At 62.8% G+C, this 22,285-nt stretch carries 22 protein-coding genes and 2 tRNA genes; 15 read left to right on the forward strand and 9 right to left on the reverse strand.

Going from position 1 to position 22,285, the window contains the following annotated elements; all coding sequences use genetic code 11:
• Window positions 1–26: 26 nt before the first annotated feature.
• From sseA to BJF92_RS17875, 3 genes are all read left to right on the forward strand, one after another.
• Window positions 27–896, forward strand: a complete 870-nt coding sequence (sseA, locus tag BJF92_RS26145) for a 3-mercaptopyruvate sulfurtransferase (protein ID WP_245294815.1) — start codon at window positions 27–29, stop codon at window positions 894–896.
• Between the two features lie 8 nt (window positions 897–904).
• Window positions 905–1,483: a GNAT family N-acetyltransferase gene (locus BJF92_RS26150; protein WP_425356478.1), complete on the forward strand. Its 579-nt coding sequence runs from the start codon at window positions 905–907 to the stop codon at window positions 1,481–1,483.
• A 110-nt stretch (window positions 1,484–1,593) separates the two neighbouring features.
• Window positions 1,594–2,064 carry a DUF1203 domain-containing protein gene (locus BJF92_RS17875; protein WP_075636111.1) on the forward strand — a complete coding sequence of 157 codons (471 nt, stop codon included), beginning with the start codon at window positions 1,594–1,596 and terminating at the stop codon, window positions 2,062–2,064.
• A gap of 23 nt (window positions 2,065–2,087) precedes the next feature.
• On the opposite strand, the gene BJF92_RS17880 is transcribed toward BJF92_RS17875, so the two are convergent.
• A complete protein-coding gene (locus tag BJF92_RS17880) occupies window positions 2,088–2,405 on the reverse strand; it encodes an HlyU family transcriptional regulator (RefSeq protein ID WP_075636112.1) in 318 nt (105 codons plus the stop codon).
• A 301-nt stretch (window positions 2,406–2,706) separates the two neighbouring features.
• Here BJF92_RS17880 and BJF92_RS17885 point away from each other — a divergent pair, with 301 nt between their 5' ends.
• The gene (locus BJF92_RS17885) at window positions 2,707–4,728 is read left to right on the forward strand and encodes a PhoX family protein (protein WP_075636113.1); all 2,022 of its coding nucleotides are present in this window, start codon (window positions 2,707–2,709) and stop codon (window positions 4,726–4,728) included.
• Window positions 4,729–4,851: 123 nt separating this feature from the next.
• On the opposite strand, the gene ilvA is transcribed toward BJF92_RS17885, so the two are convergent.
• Window positions 4,852–6,108 (reverse strand): threonine ammonia-lyase, encoded by a 1,257-nt coding sequence (ilvA, locus tag BJF92_RS17890; RefSeq protein ID WP_075636173.1) that lies wholly within the window; start codon window positions 6,106–6,108, stop codon window positions 4,852–4,854.
• A 229-nt stretch (window positions 6,109–6,337) separates the two neighbouring features.
• Between ilvA and BJF92_RS17895 the strand changes: the two genes are divergently transcribed.
• Window positions 6,338–7,054, forward strand: a complete 717-nt coding sequence (locus BJF92_RS17895) for a hypothetical protein (RefSeq protein ID WP_075636114.1) — start codon at window positions 6,338–6,340, stop codon at window positions 7,052–7,054.
• A gap of 114 nt (window positions 7,055–7,168) precedes the next feature.
• Here the strand turns inward: BJF92_RS17895 and BJF92_RS17900 are convergent, their stop codons facing one another.
• Window positions 7,169–8,446 (reverse strand): GSCFA domain-containing protein, encoded by a 1,278-nt coding sequence (locus tag BJF92_RS17900; protein ID WP_078058218.1) that lies wholly within the window; start codon window positions 8,444–8,446, stop codon window positions 7,169–7,171.
• 266 nt (window positions 8,447–8,712) lie between these two features.
• The gene (locus BJF92_RS17905) at window positions 8,713–9,480 is read right to left on the reverse strand and encodes a competence/damage-inducible protein A (RefSeq protein WP_075636116.1); all 768 of its coding nucleotides are present in this window, start codon (window positions 9,478–9,480) and stop codon (window positions 8,713–8,715) included.
• 175 nt (window positions 9,481–9,655) lie between these two features.
• On the opposite strand from BJF92_RS17905, the gene wrbA reads away from it, so the two are divergent.
• On the forward strand, window positions 9,656–10,255 hold the full coding sequence (wrbA, locus tag BJF92_RS17910) for an NAD(P)H:quinone oxidoreductase (RefSeq protein WP_075636174.1): 600 nt from the start codon (window positions 9,656–9,658) through the stop codon (window positions 10,253–10,255).
• Between the two features lie 200 nt (window positions 10,256–10,455).
• Window positions 10,456–10,707 carry a DUF2188 domain-containing protein gene (locus BJF92_RS17915; RefSeq protein WP_075636117.1) on the forward strand — a complete coding sequence of 84 codons (252 nt, stop codon included), beginning with the start codon at window positions 10,456–10,458 and terminating at the stop codon, window positions 10,705–10,707.
• A gap of 101 nt (window positions 10,708–10,808) precedes the next feature.
• Here the strand turns inward: BJF92_RS17915 and BJF92_RS17920 are convergent, their stop codons facing one another.
• Window positions 10,809–11,090, reverse strand: a complete 282-nt coding sequence (locus BJF92_RS17920; RefSeq protein ID WP_075636118.1) for a hypothetical protein — start codon at window positions 11,088–11,090, stop codon at window positions 10,809–10,811.
• Window positions 11,091–11,430: 340 nt separating this feature from the next.
• Here BJF92_RS17920 and BJF92_RS17925 point away from each other — a divergent pair.
• The 4 genes from BJF92_RS17925 (at window position 11,431) to BJF92_RS17940 (ending at window position 17,623) form a co-directional block, all read left to right on the forward strand.
• A tRNA-Leu gene (locus BJF92_RS17925) sits at window positions 11,431–11,515 on the forward strand.
• Between the two features lie 222 nt (window positions 11,516–11,737).
• Window positions 11,738–12,235: a xanthine phosphoribosyltransferase gene (gene gpt, locus BJF92_RS17930; protein WP_075636119.1), complete on the forward strand. Its 498-nt coding sequence runs from the start codon at window positions 11,738–11,740 to the stop codon at window positions 12,233–12,235.
• Between the two features lie 846 nt (window positions 12,236–13,081).
• Window positions 13,082–16,873 (forward strand): vitamin B12-dependent ribonucleotide reductase, encoded by a 3,792-nt coding sequence (locus tag BJF92_RS17935; RefSeq protein WP_075636120.1) that lies wholly within the window; start codon window positions 13,082–13,084, stop codon window positions 16,871–16,873.
• A 228-nt stretch (window positions 16,874–17,101) separates the two neighbouring features.
• Window positions 17,102–17,623, forward strand: coding sequence for a GNAT family N-acetyltransferase (locus BJF92_RS17940; protein ID WP_075636121.1), 522 nt, complete (start codon window positions 17,102–17,104; stop codon window positions 17,621–17,623).
• A 188-nt stretch (window positions 17,624–17,811) separates the two neighbouring features.
• Here BJF92_RS17940 and BJF92_RS17945 read toward each other — a convergent pair.
• A tRNA-Lys gene (locus BJF92_RS17945) sits at window positions 17,812–17,887 on the reverse strand.
• 339 nt (window positions 17,888–18,226) lie between these two features.
• Here BJF92_RS17945 and BJF92_RS17950 point away from each other — a divergent pair.
• On the forward strand, window positions 18,227–18,523 hold the full coding sequence (locus BJF92_RS17950) for a hypothetical protein (RefSeq protein ID WP_075636122.1): 297 nt from the start codon (window positions 18,227–18,229) through the stop codon (window positions 18,521–18,523).
• Between the two features lie 213 nt (window positions 18,524–18,736).
• Entirely contained in the window at window positions 18,737–19,006 is a 270-nt protein-coding gene (locus BJF92_RS17955) for a hypothetical protein (protein ID WP_075636123.1), read from the forward strand.
• Between the two features lie 305 nt (window positions 19,007–19,311).
• On the opposite strand, the gene BJF92_RS25630 is transcribed toward BJF92_RS17955, so the two are convergent.
• Together BJF92_RS25630 and BJF92_RS26270 are read right to left on the reverse strand one after the other, a co-directional pair.
• Complete coding sequence (locus tag BJF92_RS25630) at window positions 19,312–19,452, reverse strand: hypothetical protein (RefSeq protein WP_158032245.1); 141 nt, start codon at window positions 19,450–19,452, stop codon at window positions 19,312–19,314.
• A gap of 847 nt (window positions 19,453–20,299) precedes the next feature.
• Complete coding sequence (locus BJF92_RS26270; protein ID WP_280938390.1) at window positions 20,300–20,434, reverse strand: hypothetical protein; 135 nt, start codon at window positions 20,432–20,434, stop codon at window positions 20,300–20,302.
• A 268-nt stretch (window positions 20,435–20,702) separates the two neighbouring features.
• On the opposite strand from BJF92_RS26270, the gene BJF92_RS17960 reads away from it, so the two are divergent.
• Entirely contained in the window at window positions 20,703–21,236 is a 534-nt protein-coding gene (locus tag BJF92_RS17960) for an MgtC/SapB family protein (protein ID WP_245294816.1), read from the forward strand.
• A 189-nt stretch (window positions 21,237–21,425) separates the two neighbouring features.
• On the opposite strand, the gene BJF92_RS17965 is transcribed toward BJF92_RS17960, so the two are convergent.
• The gene (locus tag BJF92_RS17965; RefSeq protein ID WP_139790376.1) at window positions 21,426–21,623 is read right to left on the reverse strand and encodes a hypothetical protein; all 198 of its coding nucleotides are present in this window, start codon (window positions 21,621–21,623) and stop codon (window positions 21,426–21,428) included.
• 325 nt (window positions 21,624–21,948) lie between these two features.
• Between BJF92_RS17965 and BJF92_RS25635 the strand changes: the two genes are divergently transcribed.
• Window positions 21,949–22,110 (forward strand): hypothetical protein, encoded by a 162-nt coding sequence (locus BJF92_RS25635; RefSeq protein ID WP_158032246.1) that lies wholly within the window; start codon window positions 21,949–21,951, stop codon window positions 22,108–22,110.
• The last annotated feature ends 175 nt before the right edge of the window (window positions 22,111–22,285 follow it).

The following is a 22,285-nucleotide window of genomic DNA, read 5'->3' on the forward strand; positions in this document are numbered from 1 at the left end:
CTCAACACCAGACCGGAGACGCGCCCATGTCCGCGAGTTCCAGCCCCTCCTCATCGCTTTCGCCGGTCGTCTCCTTCGACTGGCTGGAAGAACGTCTCGGCACGGCAGGCGTCAAGGTGGTCGATGCTTCCTGGTATCTGCCGGCGCACAAGCGTGATCCCAAGGCCGAATACGCCGCCGCCCATATTCCCGGCGCCGTCTTCTTCGATCAGGACGCGATCAGCGACCCGACGAGCGGCCTGCCGCATACCCTGCCCGCACCGGAGGCCTTCGCGGCGGCCGTCGGCGCGCTCGGCCTGTCCGACAGCGACACGATCGTGGTTTATGACGGCCCGGGCTATTTCAGCGCGCCGCGTGCCTGGTGGATGCTGCGCGTGATGGGTGCCGCGAATGTCTTCGTTCTGGATGGCGGCTTCGACGCGTGGAAGGCTGAAGGCCGGCCGGTAAGCGATGCCGAGACGACGATCGAGCCTGCCGTCTTCTCCGCCCGCTTCGACGAGAAGGCGGTGACCAGCTTCCAGGACATGAAGAGCATCGTCGCTTCCGGTTCGCGCCAGATCGCCGATGCCCGTAGCGCCGGGCGGTTCAGTGGCGAGGAGCCGGAACCGCGCGCCGGCATGCGCTCCGGCCATATGCCGGGTGCCCGCAACCTGCCGATCGGCCAGCTGACCGAAGGCGGCAAGCTCAAATCGCCCGAGGCGCTGCGCGAAACCTTTACTGCCGCCGGCATCGACCTGGACGCGCCGGTCGTCACCTCCTGCGGCTCGGGCGTGACGGCGGCGGTGATCTCGCTGGCGCTGAACAGCCTTGGCCATGAGAATCACACGCTCTATGACGGCTCCTGGGCCGAATGGGGCAGCCGCGCCGATACGGACGTGGTGACCGGAAAGGAATGAGAGAGCCGATGACGACGATGACGAGCCCGCAGCCGGCCGAAGGGCCCGTCCGCATTCAGGTCACAACCCTGACCATGTCGGCGCCGCCGAAGCAGAGCCTGCCGATGCCGGTCAATATCCAGACCGCGATCATGCGCGTGCCGGAAATCCCGCTCGCCTATTACCGCTTCCTCTATCTGCAGGTCGGCCGCCGCTGGCAATGGGTCGATCGCCTGCGCCTGAGCGACGAGGAGCTGACCGCCGTCCTGCATGACGAGCGCAACTGCGTCTGCGTGCTCTATGTTAACGGCGCGCCGGCCGGCTTCTTCGAGACGCGCACGCTGGACGACGAGACGGTGGAGCTCTCGCATTTCGGCCTGTTCGAGCGCGCGCTCGGCCTCGGGCTTGGCAAGTGGTTCCTGCTGCAGGCGCTCTATGCCTGCTGGTCCACCAATCCCAGGCTTGTGACGGTGGAAACCAACAATCTCGACCATCCCCGCGCGCTGCAGCTCTACCAGCAGTTCGGCTTCTCGCCGGTCGCCACGCGCGAAGCCGAGCAGTGTCCCTTGAGCGAGGCGGATCTGCTGGCGCTGCTGAACAGCTTCTAACCGGAAACCGCCAGCCTCTCGACCATTGACGGCCGGCCTCCGGAAACGGGTGGCCGGCCGTTTTCGTGCATGTCATCCCTGCCTGGCACCGAACCAGTCAGGAGAGGATCATGATCCGTTTCATCCCCATGCCGACGCAGCTTGCCCGCGCCTATCAGGATGGCGCTGCCGATGCCTATGGCTGTGCGCCGGAAAGGCGGGAAGCCGCGGAAAGCGGCCTGCCCTGCCGCCATTGCCTGAGACCGATTGAGGCCGGCACGCGCTATCTGACGCTCGCCTATCGCCCGTTCTACGGGTTGCATCCCTATGCGGAAACCGGCCCGGTCTTTCTCCATGCCGAGCCTTGCGCGCCCTATGACGACGGCGCGACACTGCCGCCGGTTCTCTCGAGCAGCCCGGATTATCTCGTGAAAGCCTATGGGGAAGACGAGCGCATCGTCTACGGGACGGGCCGCATCACCGCGTCGGCGGACATTGCCGATCACGCAGACACGCTGTTACAACGGCCGGATATCGCTTTTGTCGATATTCGCTCCGCGCGCAACAATTGCCTTCTCTGCCGTGTGGTGCGGGCGGAGTGATGCTTCCTTGAACAGCCCTAAGGTCAGACGGCCCTGCTGTCCTCGGCATCGGCGAAGAGCAGGCGACCCTGTTCCTTGATGATCTGCTGGCCCTTGCGAAGAGCGGCATCGGCGGCGTCCGTCTCAGAGGTAAAGACATCGGCGCGGATGAAGCTGCGGGTGCGCAGCGTCCCGTCCACCGTCTTCTCGATCACGCCGGCCAGGCGGAACTGGCCGCCTTCCTTCATCGGCCGGGCGCGGATCGTCATGTCCTGCTCCTGCAGGCTGGCGCTGTCGGCCGGAGCCGCGTCGGGTTCCTGACGGCTGCCGCCGCCGAACAATCGGGAAAAGAAGGATGCCATGAGGCTTGTTTAGCCGCGTGGGGGTAAGTTGTCAAAGGCCGTCAGCGCCGCCTTTTTCCGGTCACATTTTGCCAACGTTTTTGTGTGTCAGGCTGTCGCATAACCGTAATCTGCCATGCATAACTAGAAGATGCAAGCGAAGCGACAACCAAGAAAGGCAGAAGGAACAGGTCTGAAAACGTCCATGAGACAGGGCGGCAGGAGCAGACATTAAAGCCCGGATTGCGTCCTTGTTCAGCGAGCAAGCGGAAGACCGGGCCGAGATGGCGAACCCTTGAACTTTCAAAAAGGACCTTTCAGGATGGATACGACATCGCAAAACGTGTTTCCGACCACCCGCCTCGAGGATGCCGAGGGCGAGGCCCACAACATCTCGACCACGCCGACCATGGGCGAAATCATCGCCAAGCGATTCTCCCGCCGCGATCTTCTGAAAGGCTGTCTCGCCGTATCGGCCATTTCGGCCACGGTCAGCCCGCTGGCGCTGGCCACGGCGGATGAGGCGCGCGCCGCCTCCGCGGGCTCGGCCTTCTCCTTCAAGGAGGTTGAAGCCGGGGTGGACGAGCGCCATCACATCGCCGAGGGCTACAAGGCCGATATCCTCTTGCGCTGGGGCGACCCTCTCTTCGCCGATTCCCCCGCCTTCGATCCGGCCAAGCAGACGGCCGAGGCCCAGAGCCGCCAGTTCGGCTACAACAATGACTATGTCGGCTTCATCCCGCTCAATGGCTCGTCCGAACACGGGCTGCTGGTGGTGAACCACGAATATACCAACGAACATCTGATGTTCCCAGGCATCGTCCAGGTGGTCGAGAAGGCGGACAAGAAGGATCCCGCCAAGATGGTCAAGGAGCTGGCGATCCTGCCGGCCGACCAGAAGCGCGTGGACATCGAAATGGCCGCCCATGGCGGCACGATCGTCGAAATCCGCAAGGTGGACGGCGCCTGGCAGGTGGTGCGCGACGGCAAGATGAACCGCCGCATCACCGCCAATACGGAAATGGCGATCCACGGCCCCGCAGCCGGCAGCGACCGCCTGAAGACCAAGGCCGACCCGGCCGGCACCAAGGTGTTCGGCACGATCAACAATTGCGCTGGTGGCGTCACCCCCTGGGGCACCTACATCATGGCCGAGGAAAACATCCACGGCTATTTCACCGGCAAGCTGCCGGAGGGCCATGCCGAGGCGGCCAACTACAAGCGCATGGGCATTCCGGAAGGCACCTATCACTGGGGCGCCTTCCACGAGCGCTTCGATGTCTCGCGCGAGCCGAACGAGCCCAACCGTTTCGGCTGGATCGTCGAGGTCGACGCCATGGACCCGACGTCGACGCCGAAGAAGCGCACCGCGCTCGGCCGCTTCCGCCATGAGGGCGCCGAATCGATTGTGGCCAAAGACGGCCGTGTCGTCTTTTATCTCGGCGATGACGAGCGCTTCGACTATGTCTACAAGTTCGTCACCCAGAACGCCTTCAACCCGAATGACCGCGCCGCCAACATGGACCTGCTCGACGAGGGCACGCTTTATGTCGCCCGCTTCGATGCCGATGGCAGCATGACCTGGCTGCCGCTGGTGCATGGCGAAGGCCCGCTGACGGCCGAAAACGGCTTCCACAGCCAGGGCGACGTGGTGATCGAGGCGCGGCGCGCCGGCGACCTCTTGAAGGCCACGCCGATGGACCGTCCGGAGGACGTGCAGCCGAACGGCAGCAATGGCCGCGTCTATGTGATGCTGACCAACAACACCCGGCGCAAGCCGGAGCAGGTCGATGCCGCCAATCCGCGCGCCAAGAACGCCTTCGGCCACATCATCGAAATCGCCGAGACGGATGGCGATTTCACCGCGACCAAGGGCCGCTGGGAAATCCTGCTGAAATGCGGCGATCCCTCCGTCGCCGAAGTGGGCGCCACCTTCTCCACGGAAACCACGCGCAATGGCTGGTTCGGCATGCCCGACAATTGCCATGTGGATGCCGAAGGCCGCCTCTGGGTCTCGACCGATGGCAATTCTCCGTCCGACACCGGGCGCACCGACGGGCTCTGGGCCGTGGACATCGACGGGCCGGCACGTGGCACCTCGAAGCTGTTCTTCCGCGTGCCTGTAGGGGCCGAGATGTGCGGCCCGCTGCTGCTGCCGGACATGCAGACGGCCTTCGTCGCCGTCCAGCATCCCGGCGATGGCGGCGATGACTGGGAAGGCTTCGGCCGTCTCTCCTATTACGAGGATCTTTCCACCCGCTGGCCTGACTTCCGCGACGACATGCCGGTTCGTCCGTCCGTCGTCGCCATCACCCGGATCGGCGGCGGCAAGATCGGCGTCTGACCGCCGACGCTGCCGGTGCGCGCCGCCCGCGGGTTCATGAAGAGCTGCGGGCGGCGCAATCGTCCCCCGACAAATCCGTCCGGCCGCAGGCGCTGCGGCCGGATTTTCGCTGGTCCGGCTGGCTCAGATGATCAGGCTCGAGAGAATATCGTTCTCGGTAATGTCCTGATAGCTCATGCCGGCCTCGTCGAAGGACCGCTTGAGCGTGGCGAAGTTCTCCGGGCGCTGGGTTTCGATGCCGATCAGGATCGAGCCGAAATTGCGGGCCGACTTCTTCAGATATTCGAAGCGGGCGATATCGTCTTCCGGGCCGAGCAGGCTGAGGAAGTCCTTCAGCGCGCCCGGGCGCTGGGCCAGACGCAGAATGAAGTATTTCTTCAGGCCCTTCTGGCGCATGGCGCGCTCTTTGACATCGGGCAGACGCTCGAAGTCAAAATTGCCGCCGGACACCACGGCCACCACCGTCTTTCCCTGAAGCTGCTCCGGCGGCAGGGCATCGAGCGCCGCGATCGACAAGGCGCCCGCCGGCTCCAGCACCACGCCCTCGACATTCAGCATGTCGATGATCGTTACGCAGATGGCATTTTCCGGCAACAACAGCACCTGCCCAGCGGAGAAATGCCGGAGGCGCTCGAAATTCAGCGCGCCGATCCGCCCGACGGCGGCACCATCGACGAAATTGTCCACCTGGTCGAGCGTGACGAGCGCGCCGGTTTCAAGGCTGCGCTTCAGGCTGGGCGCCCCTTCGGGCTCGCAGAACAGGAAGGCCTCCGGCGGCAGATCGCCGGCGAAATAGCCGGTCACGCCGGCCGAAAGCCCGCCGCCGCCGACCGGCATCACCATGAGATCCGGCGTCACCCCTTCGGGCAGTTGCGCGGCGATCTCGGCGGCGATGGTCGCCTGCCCCTCAATGATGTCGGCATGGTCGAAGGGCGGCACCATCACCGCGCCGGTTTCCACCGTGAAGGCCTGCGCGGCCTTGTAGCACTGGTCGAAAATATCGCCGAACAGCCTGATGGTGATGAAGGGCCCGCCGAACATGCGGGTCTTGTCGATCTTCTGCTGCGGCGTCGTCACCGGCATGAACACCGTGCCTTCCACGCCGAAATGGCGGCAGATGAAGGCAAAGCCCTGGGCGTGATTGCCGGCGGAGGCGCAGACGAAGCGGCGCGCGGCCGCGCCCTCTTCTGCCAGCTGCTTGCGGAAGAAATTGAACGCGCCCCTGATCTTGTAGGAGCGGACCGGCGAGAGATCCTCCCGCTTGAGATAGACGGTCGCGCCCGTCCGGGCGCTCAGATGCTCGTTGAGCTGCAGCGGGGTGGGCGCAAACAGGCTGCGCACCGCCTGCTCCGCCGCGTGCACGCCGTCTTTCCCGGTCATGTCGGGCTCGGTCATGTCAGGCCATCCTTCTTCTCTGAGCGGCCGGTTTAGAACCTTTCCCGACACATGAAAAGCCGGCGCTCCGCAAGAGCGCAGGCCGCTTATACCCAGTCTTTGAGCGCGCGCCGGGCAAAAGCGGGCGAGCCTTGCTTGACAAGGCGCGTGCGAGCCCGAAAACTCATGTGAAAAGAGGCCTTTGGCCCGAAAGAGGATGCGGAGGAGCTCATCGATGGCAAACGGTTTGCAGGCAGGGGCGCGCCAGTTCCGAAAAGCGGCCCGCTCCCTCCTCTTCGCCGCCAGCCTTGCCGGCATGGTCGGCATGGGAGAAAGCGCCATGGCCGGCCCGCTGGCCGATGCCGCCGCGCAGGCCGAAGCCCAGGCCGCCGCCGGCGATGCGGCCGGCGCCCGCGTGACGATGGAGACGGCCTTTGGCGCCTTCTCGGCCGGCCTGCCGATGTCGATTTCCCGCGCCACCTTCGTCCGGGCCGAGCCGAGCGGCTATGCCATGTACGAGCCGCGCGGCGATTCCGCCTTCAAGCCCGGCGAGAGCCTGATCTCCTATATCGAGCCCGTGGGCCTCTCCTGGGCGCCTGCCCCCGAAGCCGGCAAGCTCGAAACCCGATTCACTGTCGATTTCGACATTCTCGACCCCAAGGGAACGGTGCTGGCCGGCCAGAAGGCTTTCGGCGATTTCCGCTTCGTCAGCTACCAGCGCAACCAGGAAATCTATGCGACGCTGACGATCGACGTGACAGGCGCGCCGCCCGGCGCCTATGTGCTGCGCTTCCGGTTCAACGATGCCAAGAGTGACAAGACGGCCAGCGTCGAGCAGCCCTTCACCATCGTCGCGCCGCCGGAAACCCCGCCGGCCGAACCACCGGCGGCGGCCCCGGCAGAGCCGGCTGCCCAGCCACCGGTTCAGGCAAGCCCGCCTGCAACGCCATGAGAGTCTGAGCCAGAACGCAAAAGGTCATTCCGGTTGAATAGATGATGCCAGATGGCGGCCTGCTTCAGGCTTTCCGCGCTGGATACCCCGATTTTTCGGATTTTCATATTGATCTTATTCGAAGACGAGCGGAATCCAGTCCATCCAATCCGTTAAGCCGTCCAGTGCAAGCAGCGCGACGGCAGTCTGTGCTGCATATTGAACATAAACCCCCGACTTCGTCTTCACCGCCTTCTGAAGCCAGCTTTTCGCCCTTCGGTGAAGCTGAGCCTGCCTAAGCTGCTGCTCACGACGCTCGCTCAGCACCTTCTCGCGTTCGACACGCCGCGCCTCGATGCGCGCATTGATCTTGGCCTGCTTCGTAATGGCGCGGCGCTCTTCGTAGGAAACAACATCGTGCTGCCGCTGGTTTTCCGCACGGTTGTGATCAAGCTCCCATGCGTGATCATAGGCCGCCCTCACCTCATCGGCGCCAATACCCGGCGAACAATAATAATGCTCGAACAGCTTCATGTTGAAATCCAAGACGTCGCGGCGCACATGGCGACGATCCTCGCCCCATTGATAATGAAAAATGCGCTTCACGGCCTCATAGCTGGGAAAATAATAGACGCCATCGGCCTCTCCATGCGCCTGAAGAAATTCATCCAGCGCGCTCCGAAGTGTTGCCTTGGACACGGCATCGGCGGTGATGCAGGAAATCGGACGGAAGGTCGCGGTCAATGGGATCGGCGAGACGCTGAATAGAATGCGCGCGGCCGGCCTGTAGCGCCGGATGAGTTCGTAAATCCGATGAAGATTGTGAAGGGTCTCGGCATGGCTTGCCGTGCGAAAACAATGGCGTTGCGAATCGTAGACATCGGCAGGCACCGCGCGCCAGAAAACTTCGCCCGTCGGCTTATCGTACCAGAGTTCTGACAGGCCCAAAGTTATGATGAAGAGGTCGGCATTGTCGAAAAGTTCTTTGGTCTCGAGCCGAACCAATTCGTCATGCGCGAAATCCTCGGCTTTTTTTCCATGCCAGACGTCAGCCTGCGGCGCCACACCCTCCCATGCCCAGGAAAACTGCTGGAGGATTGCATAGGTATTGACCATCCCGTCACCGAGTTTGGTAACGTAGGCATCGTTATTGCCACGATTTAGCACATTATAGTTGCGCTCGTGCAAATAGTTGCTGATGTTGGATGCAAAGCATGAACCAAACGCAACAATCGCCGTTTCCGGGGTCACGAAGCGTTCTCTAGGGATCCAACCCTGCATCACATAGCTCGATATCGCCTGATCACCCTGGAAGGACGCGTTTGTCGGGTGAAAATTCGTATTCTCGCCCCGATAGAAGCTTCTCGAAGTGCGGCGCACTTCACCATCCTGAGAAAACGCGAACGTCGCCATTCTTCGCCCCCGCAAAACAACGCCTAGTGGGCACAATCTAGCGAAAACCATGCGGCTGTCCACTTTTGCAAGCGTCACGTGCGCAAAATTTAAACGAACACGCTGCTTTCTCTCAGATCGAGGGTACGACGCGACCCTGGTCGTGATTGCAGGGCTTCGGGCTAAGGTCGAGCATCTGGCGAATGCTCTGACTTCACGCGCCTTCTAAAGATGAAATTTCAGGGTCGTCGCCGCGTGCCGCCAAGCAGAGTCGATCGTGGATTGTCTTAAGCGTCAGCGCTGCCGGATGACCGCGCCGCCGTGATCGTGGCCAGCATGGCCAGGATATCGGCCTCGGCCGCATCGAGCGCCTCCTCCGCGCGCGCGCGGATCACGAGTTCCGTCGAAAAGGACTGGCCGTCGAACTTCGGATAGGAGCCGATGCTGGTCTCGGGGTGGCGCTTCTGCACCTCGCCCAGCGGGCCGCCGATATCGCCCTCGCCAAAGGGGGAGCGCACCGAGCGCGAGATGACCTTGGCGCCGGTTTCAAGCTGCGGCAGCACGGCATTGAGCATTGCCTGGAACACCTGCGGCACCCCGGCCATGACATAGACATTGCCGATGATAAAACCGGGCGCGGTGGAAACGGCATTGGGAATATGCCGGGCGCCGATCGGCATGCGCGCCATGCGGCGGCGGGCCTCGGTAAATTCCATCTCGCGGCGCTTGTACATGTCGCCAAGCAGGGTCATCGCATCGGGATCATGCACGCATTCCACCCCGAACGCGCGCGACACGGCATCGGCGGTGATGTCGTCATGGGTCGGCCCGATGCCGCCCGAGGTGAAGACATAGGTGTAGGCGCCGCGCAGCGCATTCAGCGCCGCCACGATCGCCGCCTCGTCGTCGGCAACGATCCGCACCTCCTTGAGATCGATGCCGGACAAGGTGAGAACCTCAGCGAGATGGCCGATGTTCTTGTCCTTGGTGCGGCCGGACAGAAGCTCGTCGCCAATGGCAAGCATGGCGGCAGTGACGATGGCGGAAGCGGTCATGGAGCAAGCCTTGAGCAGGATGGAAATTGTTCAGTCGAACGGCGATCATTGTCAATGGATTGTGAACAGTCTGTTTCCTTAACGGGCATGGTCGCCACGTGGCCAGCCGTTATCTTTGGCGCGGCAAAGCGAGGAAAGGCCGGCGTCGCAGGCCGGTGACAACAAGGAGATGACGATGGCAAAGGTCTTGGTACTCTATTATTCGTCTTACGGACATATCGAGGCGATGGCAAAGGCCGTTGCTGAGGGTGTCATCTCGGCCGGCGCGGAAGTGGACGTCAAGCGCGTTCCCGAGCTGGTGCCAGAAGATGTTGCAAAAGCCAGCCATTTCAAGCTGGATCAGGAAGCGCCGATCGCCACCCCGGCTGAACTCGCCAATTACGACGCCATCATCTTCGGCTGCGGCACGCGCTACGGCACCATGGCCTCGCAGATGCGCAACTTCATCGACCAGACCGGTGGCCTCTGGGCATCTGGCGCGCTGGTCGGCAAGGTCGGCTCGGCCTTCACCTCCACCGCCACCCAGCATGGCGGCCAGGAAACCACGATTCTTGGCTTCATCCCCACGCTGATGCATCACGGCATGGTCGTGGTCGGCCTGCCCTATTCCTTCCAGGGCCAGATGGGCCTCGAGGAAATCAAGGGCGGCTCGCCCTATGGCGCCTCCACCATCACCGGCGGCGACGGCGCGCGCATGCCCTCGCAGATCGAACTGGACGCCGCCCGCTTCCAGGGCGCCCATGTCGCCAAGATCGCGGCCAAGCTCTCGGCCTGATCGATCCCTTTCGGGTCTGGTGCCATTCCGGTACCATGCTGCTACGAGGCGGGCGCGATCCCGCCTCTCTTTCATCCTCCGCTTCATGACCTGCCGGAACGATCCCGCCATCCTGCGCGTTTTCAATCCGGCATGGGGGCGCATGTTTGGGCATGCACCCGCCGAGATCGCCATTGGCCGATGGTCGGAGGAGAAGGTTGATGACCCGGATCGTTTATGAAATCGTCGAGCATGATGATGGCTGGGCTTACAAGCTCGGCGATGTCTTCTCCGAATCCTTCCCCTCTCATGATGCGGCACTGAAAGCCGCACGCCAGGCGGCCTCCGAACAGCAGGTCGGCGGCGAGGATGAGGAAATCAGCTTTCAGGATGCGCGCGGGCGCTGGCACCAGGAACATGCCGATGGCGGCGACCGGCCGGAAGTGGTCGTTGATGATCGTTCAGGGGCGTGATCCGCTTCAAGCTTGATCGCCGGAGGCTTACGTCGCTCCCGCTTGATCTTCAGCGTGAAAAAGTGGCTTTCGCATCCTGATGACACTGATGACAGCGAGCGTCAGCCCTCGCACAGGAGCCCGGCATCGCGGAACCATGTCTCGATGCCGGCCTGGACGCTGCGCTTGGCTTCCTCAAGACCGCTGGACGACTGGAAGTCGCTCTGGCCTTCGCCATTGCAATTGGTGATGCGCCAGCGCCAGCCATCTCCGTCCGACATGGGCAAAACCTGCGCCATCAGATGCGCCCCGAGCATGGCCAAATAGGTGCCGTCTTCCGCGATAGCCCATGTCAGCGGCACGTGCGTCAGGGCCTGCGCCGCCTCTCCCTCTTCTGAAAGCATGGGTTCTACATCTCGCACGTGCCGTGATCGACAAACAACATGGCCGAACTCGTCTTCTCAAAACAGGCGCACGGCATATGACGGCCAACGCTGCGTTACGCCCGTATCCCGCGTCCGACTGCCCTCATGCACCAGCTGGGCCTCCCGTTCCTGCCGCACACCCAGCCAGCCGGACGCCGGGCGAGACTGGCGCTTTCGGCGTCTTAGGTAAAGCTGTTCGAGGGAAGAGGGTTAATCAATCTTAACCTGCTGCTCCCCTGCCCAGCCGGCCATGGTGCACCGCTTTTCCCGCATCGGCTCTTTTCAGCGGCGTCTTGCTCGGCTAAGGCCATAGGCGTCAGCGGACGTGGCGAAACTGGTAGACGCAAGGGACTTAAAATCCCTCACCTCCGGGTATACGGGTTCGATCCCCGTCGTCCGCACCAGTCCCGGCTCCCGGCCCGTCTCCTAGCCCAGCTGCTGTGATCGTCCCGCCCTTTCCCTGGCAGACAGAGCCGGGAAAACCCTGAACAAGCGACGCCGCCTTGCGCAGGCCTGCTTGAAAAGCCCCTGCGATTGCCGCAAAACCGGGGCTCCGCGCGACACCCTGTCTCTTGAACGATGGACGGCCTCGCGCCCTTCCTTCGCCGACCTTGAGGATTTGCGCCATGTCCCTGCCCGAAAAAGCCTTTCCCGTCTCCTGGGACCAGTTTCACCGCGATGCGCGTGCGCTCGCCTGGCGCCTTGCCGGCCTGCAGCGCGATTTCCGCGCGATCGTCTGCATCACCCGTGGCGGCCTGGTGCCGGCGGCCATCATCTCGCGCGAACTCAACATCCGCCTGATCGAGACCGTCTGCATCGCCTCCTATCACGACTACGTCAACCAGGGCGACATGGTGATGCTGAAGGGTATCGCCGAGCCGCTGATGGCCGATGGCGGCGAAGGCGTTCTGGTGGTCGACGATCTGACCGACACCGGCAAGACCGCCAAGGAAGTGCGCGCGCTTCTGCCCAAGGCGCATTTCGCCTGTGTCTATGCCAAGCCGCAGGGCGTGCCTGTGATCGACACCTTCGTTACCGAGGTCAGCCAGGATACCTGGATCTACTTCCCCTGGGATATGGGCTTCACCTATCAGGAGCCGATCGCCAAGGGCCATATGGGCTGAGGCCTATCGCCGGAATCGGACTGAAGAAGAGGGAGCCGGTGTTCGGTCCGATCTGCAGACCATGGACCGAGGCATCGGGCTCAGCATGGCGTCCGGTCCGGCTCTGGCCGACCGGCGCAGCGGCGGCGCGAGTCGCGACATCAGGCGACCGGCTGCCGGGTGGACGGCCGGCCCACACCACGCCCTGCCGTTGAACGGCACGCGCCCCTAAACCATCGACCTGTGGACCGCTGGCGCCCCGTCCTACAACATCTTGTCCACAAGATTTGAGGGAACAAATGGGCCAAAAGCGGTTCAGCACTCCCAAGTCCCTGATTTTCTTGAGTCTGCCGTGAGCCGGCTTATCCACAACATCTAGATGGGCAGTGGACGGAGACACGCAAGCCCTTGACGCTGCGCCCGCATTCACAGTTAATCCTTTGCATGCAGGCATGACGCCCGCACGCTTGGAATGACGGGCTCGTGCTTTCTGCCGGCCGGTCGATCCCCACCCCGCTGACGAACCGGAGAGCCTGCCGTTGGACGGCAGGGGAAACGCTATGACCATGCCCGAACTTTCCCCTCCTCCGGAACCTGCCAGCCCCTTGGCGAGTTACTATATCTAGTAGCCAAGCGCGCAAAGAACCACTATATAAGAGACGACACACCGTCTCACGACGATGACGGCCGGCCGCGTGCGCGCGACCGGGAAGACCATTCGCGCGTTGGAGCATGGTGGATTGGACGGGCCTGCGCGGCCGGCCGTCATCATGCGCTGATCGAAAGATTTTGAGCGGGATTGCCAGACTTTTTGGTCGCGGCCGGCGGTTTTTCCGCAGCGCTCACGGGACACGAGGACTTGAGACAATGAAGATCGAACGCCGTTTCACCCGGGCCGGACAGTCGGCCTATGCGGACATCGCCTTCCGCAAGGCCATCAGCGAGATCCGCAATCCGGATGGCTCCATCGTGTTCCGTCTGGCAGATATCGACGTGCCCGAGCAGTTCAGCCAGGTGGCGGCCGATATTCTGGCGCAGAAATATTTCCGCAAGGCCGGCGTGCCCGCGCGGCTGAGGAAGGTCGAGGAAAATGACGTACCCTCCTTCCTCTGGCGCTCCGTGGCCGATGAAAAGGCGCTGAAGGAACTGCCGGAAGAGGCCCGCTACGGCTCGGAAACCGATGCGCGCCAGGTCTTCGATCGCCTGGCCGGCACCTGGACATATTGGGGCTGGAAGGGCGGCTACTTCGCCACGGAAGAGGATGCGAGCGCGTTCCGCGACGAGCTTGCCTATATGCTCGCCACCCAGCGCGTTGCGCCGAATTCGCCGCAATGGTTCAACACGGGTCTCAACTGGGCCTATGGCATTGACGGCCCCGGCCAGGGTCATTTCTATGTCGATCCCTTCACCGGCAAGCTGACGCGCTCCAAGTCCGCCTATGAGCATCCGCAGCCGCATGCCTGCTTCATCCAGTCGGTTCAGGACGATCTCGTCAACGAGGGCGGCATCATGGATCTGTGGGTGCGCGAGGCGCGCCTGTTCAAATATGGCTCGGGCACGGGATCCAACTTCAGCCATCTGCGCGGCGAAGGAGAGAAGCTGTCGGGCGGCGGCAAGTCATCCGGCCTGATGAGCTTCCTCAAGATCGGCGACCGCGCCGCCGGCGCGATCAAGTCGGGCGGCACCACGCGCCGCGCGGCCAAGATGGTGGTCGTCGATATCGATCATCCCGATATCGAGGCCTACATCAACTGGAAGGTCAAGGAAGAGCAGAAGGTCGCCAGCCTCGTCACCGGCTCCAAGATCGTCGCCAAGCATCTGAAGGCAATCATGAAGGCCTGCCTGAACTGCGAGGGCGACGGCGACGATTGCTTCGATCCGGCCAAGAACCCCGCGCTGAAGCGCGAGATCCGCGCCGCCAAGAAGAATTCGGTGCCGGAAAACTACGTCAAGCGCGTGATCCAGTTCGCCCAGCAGGGCTACAAGGATCTCGAGTTCAAGACCTATGACACGGACTGGGATTCGGAAGCCTATCTGACGGTTTCGGGCCAGAACTCCAACAACTCCGTCTCGCTCAAGGACGATTTCCTGCGCGCGGTGGAAAAGGATGGCGACTGGAACCTGACGGCGCGCAAGGACGGCCGCACGGTGAAGACGCTGAAGGCGCGTGACCTCTGGGAGCAGATCTCCTATGCCGCCTGGGCCTCGGCCGATCCGGGCCTGCACTTCAACACCACCATGAACGACTGGCACACCTGCCCGGCCGCCGGCCCGATCCGCGCGTCCAATCCGTGCTCGGAATATATGTTCCTGGACGACACCGCCTGCAATCTGGCCTCGCTGAACCTGATCCAGTTCAAGGATGCGGCGACCAAGCGCATCAACATTGCCGATTACGAGCATGCGGTGCGCCTGTGGACCGTGGTGCTCGAAATCTCCGTCATGATGGCGCAGTTCCCCTCCCGGGAAATCGCCCAGCTCTCCTATGAATACCGCACGCTGGGCCTCGGCTATGCCAATATTGGCGGCCTGCTCATGTCCTCGGGCATTCCCTATGACTCGACCGAGGGCCGGGCGATCGCCGGGGCGCTGACCGCGATCATGACCGGCGTGGCCTATGCAACGTCGGCGGAAATGGCTGGCGAGCTCGGCCCCTTCCCCGGCTTTGCACCCAACCGCGAGAACATGCTGCGCGTGATGCGCAACCATGCCCGCGCCGCACGCGGCGAGACCCTGGGCTATGAAGGCCTGAGCGTCGATCCCGTGGCGCTGATCCATGGCGATTGCCCTGATCAGGACCTGATCGCCCATGCGGTTGCCGCCTGGGACAAGGCCGTTTCGCTCGGCGAGCAGCATGGCTATCGCAATGCCCAGACGACCGTGATCGCGCCCACCGGCACGATCGGCCTCGTCATGGATTGCGACACCACCGGCATCGAGCCCGACTTCGCGCTGGTAAAGTTCAAGAAGCTCGCCGGCGGCGGCTATTTCAAGATCATCAACCGCGCCGTGCCGGAGGCGCTGCGCACGCTCGGCTATTCGGAAAGCCAGATCGCCGAGATCGAGGCCTATGCCGTCGGCCATGGCAACATCAACCAAGCGCCGGCGGTCAACCCCTCGACGCTGCGGGCCAAGGGCTTCACCGACGAGAAGATCGAGGCGATCAACGCCGCCACCAAGGCCGCCTTCGACATCAAGTTCGTCTTCAACCAGTGGACTCTCGGCGCCGACTTCCTGAAGACCGCGCTGAAGGTCTCGGACGAGCAGCTGGCCGATGTCAGCTTTAACCTGCTCGACCATATCGGCTTCTCGAAGAAGGACATCGAAGCCGCCAACATCCATGTCTGCGGCGCGATGACGCTGGAAGGCGCCCCCTTCCTCAAGGCCGAGCACCTCGCCGTGTTCGACTGCGCCAATCCCTGCGGCAAGATCGGCAAGCGCTACCTTTCGGTGGAAAGCCATATCCGCATGATGGCGGCCGCCCAGCCCTTCATCTCCGGCGCGATCTCCAAGACGATCAACATGCCGAACGAGGCGACCGTCGAGGATTGCGGCAAGGCCTATCTGCTCTCCTGGAAGCTGGCGCTGAAGGCCAACGCGCTTTACCGCGATGGTTCCAAGCTTTCCCAGCCGCTCAATGCCTCGCTGATCGAGGATGAGGACGACGAGGACGCGATCGAGGAACTGCTGCAGATGCCGGCAGCGGCCCAGGCCGTGACCGTCACCGAGAAGATCATCGAGCGCGTGGTGGAACGCGTGGTGCGCAGCCAGGAAAAGCTGCCTTCGCGCCGCAAGGGCTACACCCAGAAGGCCAAGATCGGCGGGCACACCATCTTCCTGCGCACCGGCGAATATGATGACGGCCGCCTCGGCGAGATCTTCCTCGACATGAACAAGGAAGGCTCGGCGCTGCGCGCCTTCATCAACAACTTCGCCATCTCCGTCTCGCTCGGCCTGCAATATGGCGTGCCGCTGGAAGAATATGTCGACGCCTTCACCTTCACCAAGTTCGAGCCGGCGGGCATGGTAACGGGCAATGACGCGATCAAGAACGCCACCTCGATCCTGGACTATGTCTTCCGCGAGCTGGCGATCTCCTATCTCGGCCGCCATGACCTCGCCCATGTCGACACCTCGGACTTCTCGGCCACCGCGCTCGGCCGCGGCGTCTCGGAAGGCAAGGCCGACGTGGTCTCCAAGGGCCTGACGCGCGGCTACAAGCCGACGCTGGTCTCCAGCGCCGCAAGCTCCGCCGCCGAACCCCGAGGCGCCGCCAATTCCGCCGGCTCGGCCAAGGCCACCGGTGGCGCGACGGTCACCGCGATCTCGGGCAACACCGTGCGCAAGCTCGAAACGGTCGTCGCCACCTCCGAAGTCGTCGCCTTCAAGCGCGACTATGAGGAGCGCGCCCGGGAGCTGGCGGAGGAGATTGCCGAGGAAGAAACGGGCGCCATGACCGCCCTCTTCACCGAACAGGCCGCTGCCGATGCGGCCAATGCCAAGGTGGACGCCAAGAAGGTGGAGAACGAACGCCGCATGCGCTCGATCGCCCAGGGCTATACTGGCAACATGTGCTCGGAGTGCCAGAACTTCACCATGGTGCGCAACGGCACCTGCGAGAAGTGCGACACCTGCGGCGCCACCAGCGGCTGCAGCTGATCGGGGCGGGCATTCCGCTCCTGAGAACGTCGGGGATCGGCTGAGGCCGATCCCGCCGAGGGACTTCGATCATCGCACATCCGGGCGCCTGCGCGTCCGGATGTTTTCGTTTCCAGCACGAGGCCTTCCAGCCTGATCTCTTGATCATCGCACTGAAAAGTGGTGTCAGCTCTTCTGGCAAATCCGCCATGCAAATCAGACGTGCACATCCAGCGAGACCGCCGTTTCATGATCACCATCGCCCCGGCCGGAGACCCCGACCAGTTCGCTGCAGCCGCCGCGCTGCTCTCGGCCTTCGCCGCCTGGGACGCCGCGCAAGCGGCGCAGGTGGGGCTGGAGCCGCAATTGGTTCTGGACCTGTTTCATGCCGATGAAGACCAGGTCTCGCTCATGCAGAAATTCGCCGCGCAAGACGCAGCGCTGCTCTTGGCCTACCAGGACGGGGATTGCCTGGGCACGCTCGGGATCGCGCCCTTTGATACGGGACGCATGGAACTGCACAGCTTCTATATCGATCCCGCCGCGCGCGGCCAGGGCATCGGCCGGCGTCTGATAGAGGCGGCGGTCGACTTTGCTGTCAGCCAGGGGCAACAGACGCTGCTGGTGCAGACGACGGTCTATATGCAGGCCGCGCTGTCGCTCTATCACGCCACCGGCTTTGCGCCTGCGCCGCCCTTTCGCCAGATCCCCGATGCGGTGACCGCGACGGAACGCTTCTTCAGCCGGCCGCTGCCGGGTGCTGCGTCCTGACGCAGAAAGACCGATCTGCTTTTGATTTACAGGCGTGACCGCCTTTGACCGACCATGGCTTGCGGGATTATCCGTCCTTGGAACTGGTTGTTTCCGAAGACTGAAAGAAAACAGGCTGCGCCACCAAAGCGGCAGAAGCCAAATACGGTCTCACCACAGAAGTTTTCGGAAAATTGTCGAGATCATAATGGTGAGCGCGCTGGGATTCGAACCCAGGACCTACTGATTAAAAGTCAGTTGCTCTACCGACTGAGCTACGCGCTCCCATGGAAAGGATGCCCTTTGGGCACCTCGGGAATGGGCGGTTCATAAGGCGGGAGGGCCGTGACGGTCAAGCCCGCGGCGATGCATTTTTGTCGATAAGCTGTCAAAGACGGTCCGGGCCTTGCAAAGCACAGCGGGCAGGACGGCATGAAGCCGTCTTGCGCGGGGGCAGCGGCTGTGCGGGGGAGAGGGCGTCGCTCGCCCGCGCTCATGTCCGAGTGCGCAGGGGGCGATGGCGCGAGGAGGCTGTTTGCGTGTGCAGGCCCTCTGGCCTGCTTTCGCCCTCGCGCTAATTGACGTTCCACGCCTGTCGCTTTCACCCTGCTTCCGGAGAGATCCATGTCCCTGTTGCGTGCCACGCTTCTTGCCGCCACCGCCGTCATCACCCTGCTGCCCGCGATCGCCCAGGCGGCGGATCCCGTCGGTTGCGCTTATCCGGACACCTATCGGAAGCATGCGGCCTATCATGCCCACCGGCATCACCATCGCCATCACATCCACCGCCATCATGGTCAGCGCCACCATGCGCGTCGGGTAGTCGTGGCGAGCTGGGCGCCGCTTGAATGTGGCCTGCTGCGGGTGACGGACGCCCAGGGCAGCCGCCTTGTCAAGGTTTGCCATCCGCCGGTGTTCTAAGAAAGGCGGTCGGCGCCAGAGACCCAGGCCGCATCGGGCGGGTCGGGCAATCGCGTGACCCCGTTCCATCCAGCCTGCGGCCGCCTGCCCGCTGCTTTCCTTCGGACAGAAGACGGGTCCGCCACCGATGGTCTTGCGCATCGTGTTGGCGCGGCCTACTGCTTTTTTCGAGACCGGCGTGCGGGACGACGGCAGGGGAGAAGGACAGGTGCCATGGCCAATGACAATGAGCCCGATCTCGAATATTCGGAACTCTCGGGCGAAGTGACGGAAGACGGCCTGACCGTCCTGGTCGATATTTCCCGCCCCGCCGGCACCCAGCTCGACTGGCACCTTGCGGTGATCACGCCCGAAGACGATGTGACGGAATGGGAAGAGCCCTTCGCCACAGACCGCGAAGCCTATGAGGAATTCCTGGCAACGCTCCAGCGCGATGGCATCCGCTCCTTCTTCCTCGGTGACGAGGCGCCCCGGCTGCAATAGGCGCCTCGGCGGCGTGAGCCTGCCGGCTTCACCCGGATGAGCGGCAGGCGAAAAGCATCCCGCGCCGCGCTGACAATTCGGATGAAATCATCCGGATTTCAAAGAAGCGGACACCGCTGGACCACTGCGGTCAAGCTCTGCCAGAACCTTCGCGCTTCCTGTGCGTCGTCCCTCAAAATCGTCGCGAGCGTCAGCGTCGCGTGCACCTGTCCCTGTGGTGCAGACCCTCACGGGACGGACGCTCGCTGGAAGCGTGTGATGAAGAAGCCAGGCGGTTTTCCGCCAGCTCCTCACGCTCAACTGTCTCAGCGCGCCGGCATTATGAGCGGCTGATCCGGCAGTCGCGCCGTTACGAGCGGGCGATGCGGCACGATGGCAAGCGTGCAAATAACCGCGATCAGGCAGCCGAGAAAAATCATGCCAACCGGCATCGATGTCTGCTTCATGTTTCCCTCAATCCCGCCTGGCGCAGCCGGGTGCATGCTCTTCATCTGTTCAGTGATTGAACCAGACCTCCTCATGGGCATGGAACAATCTGCCTCATAGGCTTGGGACACGCTGCCTCATAGGCAGGAACACTCTGCGCGAAAACCGGCGTCCGCTTTCGGTCCGGTGCGCAAGCCCGGCGCCCTTCTCCGGCGCTTTTCATTCACCGGTCGGATTCTAGCAGAGCCGAGCTGTCTCTTTGATGTCAGCGCGACAACTTGCCCGCAATCAAACACGCGTGACAGGCATGAAACCACTTGTCGCGTCGCGCATTTATCATCACATGACGAAATAACGGGCCGGTGAAGAAAGACGGCGAAAGGATGCCAGGATGTACAGTTTCATGATGAAAGAGCTGATCGTCATTATGATCGCGCTGACAGCTGTCTCGGGCGCTACCTTTGCAGTTTTGGCGGTTTTCGCCTGACGCCGATTGCGTGAGATGATCACGCCATCGAAGACCGATTTCAGCAGACTGTCTGGAAAGACCAGGAGGGGAAAGGGCTAAGCCGATCACTGGGTCATGCTTTTCGTTGCCGCCTGTAAATGAGCGTTTTAGCGGGTAGCCTCTTCAGTCGAGACATCCGATAGCCGACGAGGCGCAGGCGAAACGCCGCCAGTGCCCTTCGATTTGCCGGATGTACGCCGAGCGACTTCAAATGCGCGAGGTATGACGAGGAGAAGAGCACCGCTTTCACGAGCCCAGCAAGAGGGGAGCGGCGACGCGAAGTGCGCGCGGTGTATTTCGGAACTCACGACGCACTTAAGATTCCTGCACGGCTTTGGTGACAATACCGACCGGCGACGTCACAGCACGAGATAGCCGATGACGGCGGCAATCGGGACAGGAACGCCCACCAGCCAGATCAACAGCTCGCGGATCATGAAGGATAGGTATTGCGTATCGGGGCGCGCAGTGTCGCGCGGGGTCGGAATGGGCATGGAAGGCTCCGATCGTATGGTTGCGTATCGAGGGCGTCATTCTTCCTGAAATAGGCCTGCAGCGGTGCAGGGCTGGCGAGGGAACGTGTCCATCTTCCTTTCGTTCCGCCGCAGGCGGACGCAAAAACCCGCGAAATCCTGCCATTCCCCGACAAAAGCGCCCCAAGAAAGCGACGCCGTTGCGCCAGCGCAGCGGAGGAGATCGATTCGCCGGGCGGTGGCGCAACTTTGCGTGTTCGGCGCGGTTTACCGCAGGATGAACGCTATTTTGAACGATCTCTTTCCGCCGATACACCTTGCCTATAGCGTGCTGATTGCCCGATTCTGCGGCGCGGCCATTGCCGGAGCGATGATCGGCTATGAGCGACAGGCGCGAAACAAGACCGCGGGGCTGCGCACGCATATTCTTGTCGCGCTGTCCGCCTGCGTCTTCGCGATCCTGGCGCTGGAAATCATTGCCCTTGCCGAAAGCCGCGCCGATCCGGTGCGCATCGACCCCTTGCGCGTGATCGAGGCGGTCACCGCCGGCGTTGGCTTTCTCGCCGCCGGCACCATCGTCATGGCGCGCGGGCGGATCACAGGCGTCACCACCGGCGCCGGAATGTGGCTTTCAGGCGCAATCGGCCTGTGCATCGGCTTCGGCTACTGGCCAATCGCCGGTCTCGCCATGCTGGCCGGCCTGGTCACGCTCGCGGTCCTCTATCATGTCGAGCGCTTCGGGCAGATGAGGAGGTCCGGCAGCGCCACTTCGTCTGGACAGGAAACACCAGAAGCCAGGCCTGGACGGCGCAGCGGCCTGTGAGAGCCTCGGAATGAGACACGCGGGAGGTCAGAGGCTTTCTATCCCGTGTATGCAGCGGATGTTTCAGGAAACGGGCCATCATTTCTCAGACTGACAGTCCAGGCGCGCCGGAAGAGCACAGCACCGCCAAAACAAAACGGCGCGCCAGAGCAGCACGCCGTTTTGCAGATCATCGCTGGTTGAGCGGAATCAGTGCCGCATTTCGCCCTTATCGGTGCGGCCCGTCGGCGTGGTGGTGTTGGTCACCGAGACAGGATCGCTGGCAGGAAACGTATCCTCCAGGCCCTTTTCCAGTTCATCGCCCTTGCTCTCGGCCCTCATCTGCTCCTTGCGCAGCGATTCGACCGCAGGCGAGCGGGCTTCGTTCTTCTGAGTCAGGTCCGTCATGATCATTCTCCCGAGGTTTTGGCACTCGACGATATAACCGCGAGCGATCGGCTTTGTTCCGCAAGGAGACGGCGTGAGCGCGCCCTTGGGGCACGTATCAGGACTTTAGTCCTATAGGATTAAGGTCCTGCAACCTCGTTTGACAAAGAATGAAAATCAGGTTGCATCCCTTTCATGCCTTGCAGACAGGCCGTGCGGATCGAGACGCGCAGGCCCGCACGAGCCGCGGGTGGAACTCTGGCGGCGGCGCCCTGTTGTGAGACGCATGCCGCTGCCCGGCCATCGAGGCCCTGCGGCATCCGCCCCACCCCGCAAGGAGATGATCATGGTCGAAAAAGACCCTGCGCAGGCCAATTCCCATTCACCCGACGAGGCGCGCAAGCAGAAGGCCAGCGGGCGCATGCTGGCCCTGTTCTTCGGCGGCGTGCTCGCCATGGCGCTGCTCTTGTATCTCGCCATCGTTGCCTTCGGCCTCAGCCACGCCTGAGGCGGGCGGGCGAATCCCACGTCGCCAGCCTGCGGATTGAAGACCCCTGCCCGGTGAAAAATTGGAGCTGAACGCGGGAACAGGCCTTCAGCGCCCCGCCTGCGCGGGCATCAACCGCATTCGGCGCCATGTGCGGTTTCCTTCCGCCAGCTAATCCTCTATGGAGAAGGCGAAT

It is taken from the genome of Xaviernesmea rhizosphaerae, from assembly GCF_001938945.1.
GTDB classification, from domain to species: Bacteria; Pseudomonadota; Alphaproteobacteria; order Rhizobiales; family Rhizobiaceae; genus Xaviernesmea; species Xaviernesmea rhizosphaerae.

What these genes read in the sequence shown, in the direction of transcription:
- sseA (WP_245294815.1), top strand. Translation starts at nt 27, where the DNA reads ATGTCCGCGAGTTCCAGCCCCTCCTCATCGCTTTCGCCGGTCGTCTCC.
- BJF92_RS17965 (WP_139790376.1), bottom strand. Translation starts at nt 21,623, where the DNA reads ATGACGGACCTGACTCAGAAGAACGAAGCCCGCTCGCCTGCGGTCGAA.
- BJF92_RS17935 (WP_075636120.1), top strand. Translation starts at nt 13,082, where the DNA reads ATGAAGATCGAACGCCGTTTCACCCGGGCCGGACAGTCGGCCTATGCG.
- BJF92_RS17915 (WP_075636117.1), top strand. Translation starts at nt 10,456, where the DNA reads ATGACCCGGATCGTTTATGAAATCGTCGAGCATGATGATGGCTGGGCT.
- BJF92_RS17955 (WP_075636123.1), top strand. Translation starts at nt 18,737, where the DNA reads ATGGCCAATGACAATGAGCCCGATCTCGAATATTCGGAACTCTCGGGC.
- BJF92_RS25630 (WP_158032245.1), bottom strand. Translation starts at nt 19,452, where the DNA reads ATGAAGCAGACATCGATGCCGGTTGGCATGATTTTTCTCGGCTGCCTG.
- BJF92_RS17885 (WP_075636113.1), top strand. Translation starts at nt 2,707, where the DNA reads ATGGATACGACATCGCAAAACGTGTTTCCGACCACCCGCCTCGAGGAT.
- gpt (WP_075636119.1), top strand. Translation starts at nt 11,738, where the DNA reads ATGTCCCTGCCCGAAAAAGCCTTTCCCGTCTCCTGGGACCAGTTTCAC.
- BJF92_RS26270 (WP_280938390.1), bottom strand. Translation starts at nt 20,434, where the DNA reads ATGCCCATTCCGACCCCGCGCGACACTGCGCGCCCCGATACGCAATAC.
- BJF92_RS17895 (WP_075636114.1), top strand. Translation starts at nt 6,338, where the DNA reads ATGGCAAACGGTTTGCAGGCAGGGGCGCGCCAGTTCCGAAAAGCGGCC.
- BJF92_RS17900 (WP_078058218.1), bottom strand. Translation starts at nt 8,446, where the DNA reads ATGGCGACGTTCGCGTTTTCTCAGGATGGTGAAGTGCGCCGCACTTCG.
- wrbA (WP_075636174.1), top strand. Translation starts at nt 9,656, where the DNA reads ATGGCAAAGGTCTTGGTACTCTATTATTCGTCTTACGGACATATCGAG.
- BJF92_RS26150 (WP_425356478.1), top strand. Translation starts at nt 905, where the DNA reads ATGACGACGATGACGAGCCCGCAGCCGGCCGAAGGGCCCGTCCGCATT.
- BJF92_RS17905 (WP_075636116.1), bottom strand. Translation starts at nt 9,480, where the DNA reads ATGACCGCTTCCGCCATCGTCACTGCCGCCATGCTTGCCATTGGCGAC.
- BJF92_RS17950 (WP_075636122.1), top strand. Translation starts at nt 18,227, where the DNA reads ATGTCCCTGTTGCGTGCCACGCTTCTTGCCGCCACCGCCGTCATCACC.
- BJF92_RS17920 (WP_075636118.1), bottom strand. Translation starts at nt 11,090, where the DNA reads ATGCTTTCAGAAGAGGGAGAGGCGGCGCAGGCCCTGACGCACGTGCCG.
- BJF92_RS17940 (WP_075636121.1), top strand. Translation starts at nt 17,102, where the DNA reads ATGATCACCATCGCCCCGGCCGGAGACCCCGACCAGTTCGCTGCAGCC.
- BJF92_RS17880 (WP_075636112.1), bottom strand. Translation starts at nt 2,405, where the DNA reads ATGGCATCCTTCTTTTCCCGATTGTTCGGCGGCGGCAGCCGTCAGGAA.
- BJF92_RS25635 (WP_158032246.1), top strand. Translation starts at nt 21,949, where the DNA reads ATGGTCGAAAAAGACCCTGCGCAGGCCAATTCCCATTCACCCGACGAG.
- ilvA (WP_075636173.1), bottom strand. Translation starts at nt 6,108, where the DNA reads ATGACCGGGAAAGACGGCGTGCACGCGGCGGAGCAGGCGGTGCGCAGC.
- BJF92_RS17875 (WP_075636111.1), top strand. Translation starts at nt 1,594, where the DNA reads ATGATCCGTTTCATCCCCATGCCGACGCAGCTTGCCCGCGCCTATCAG.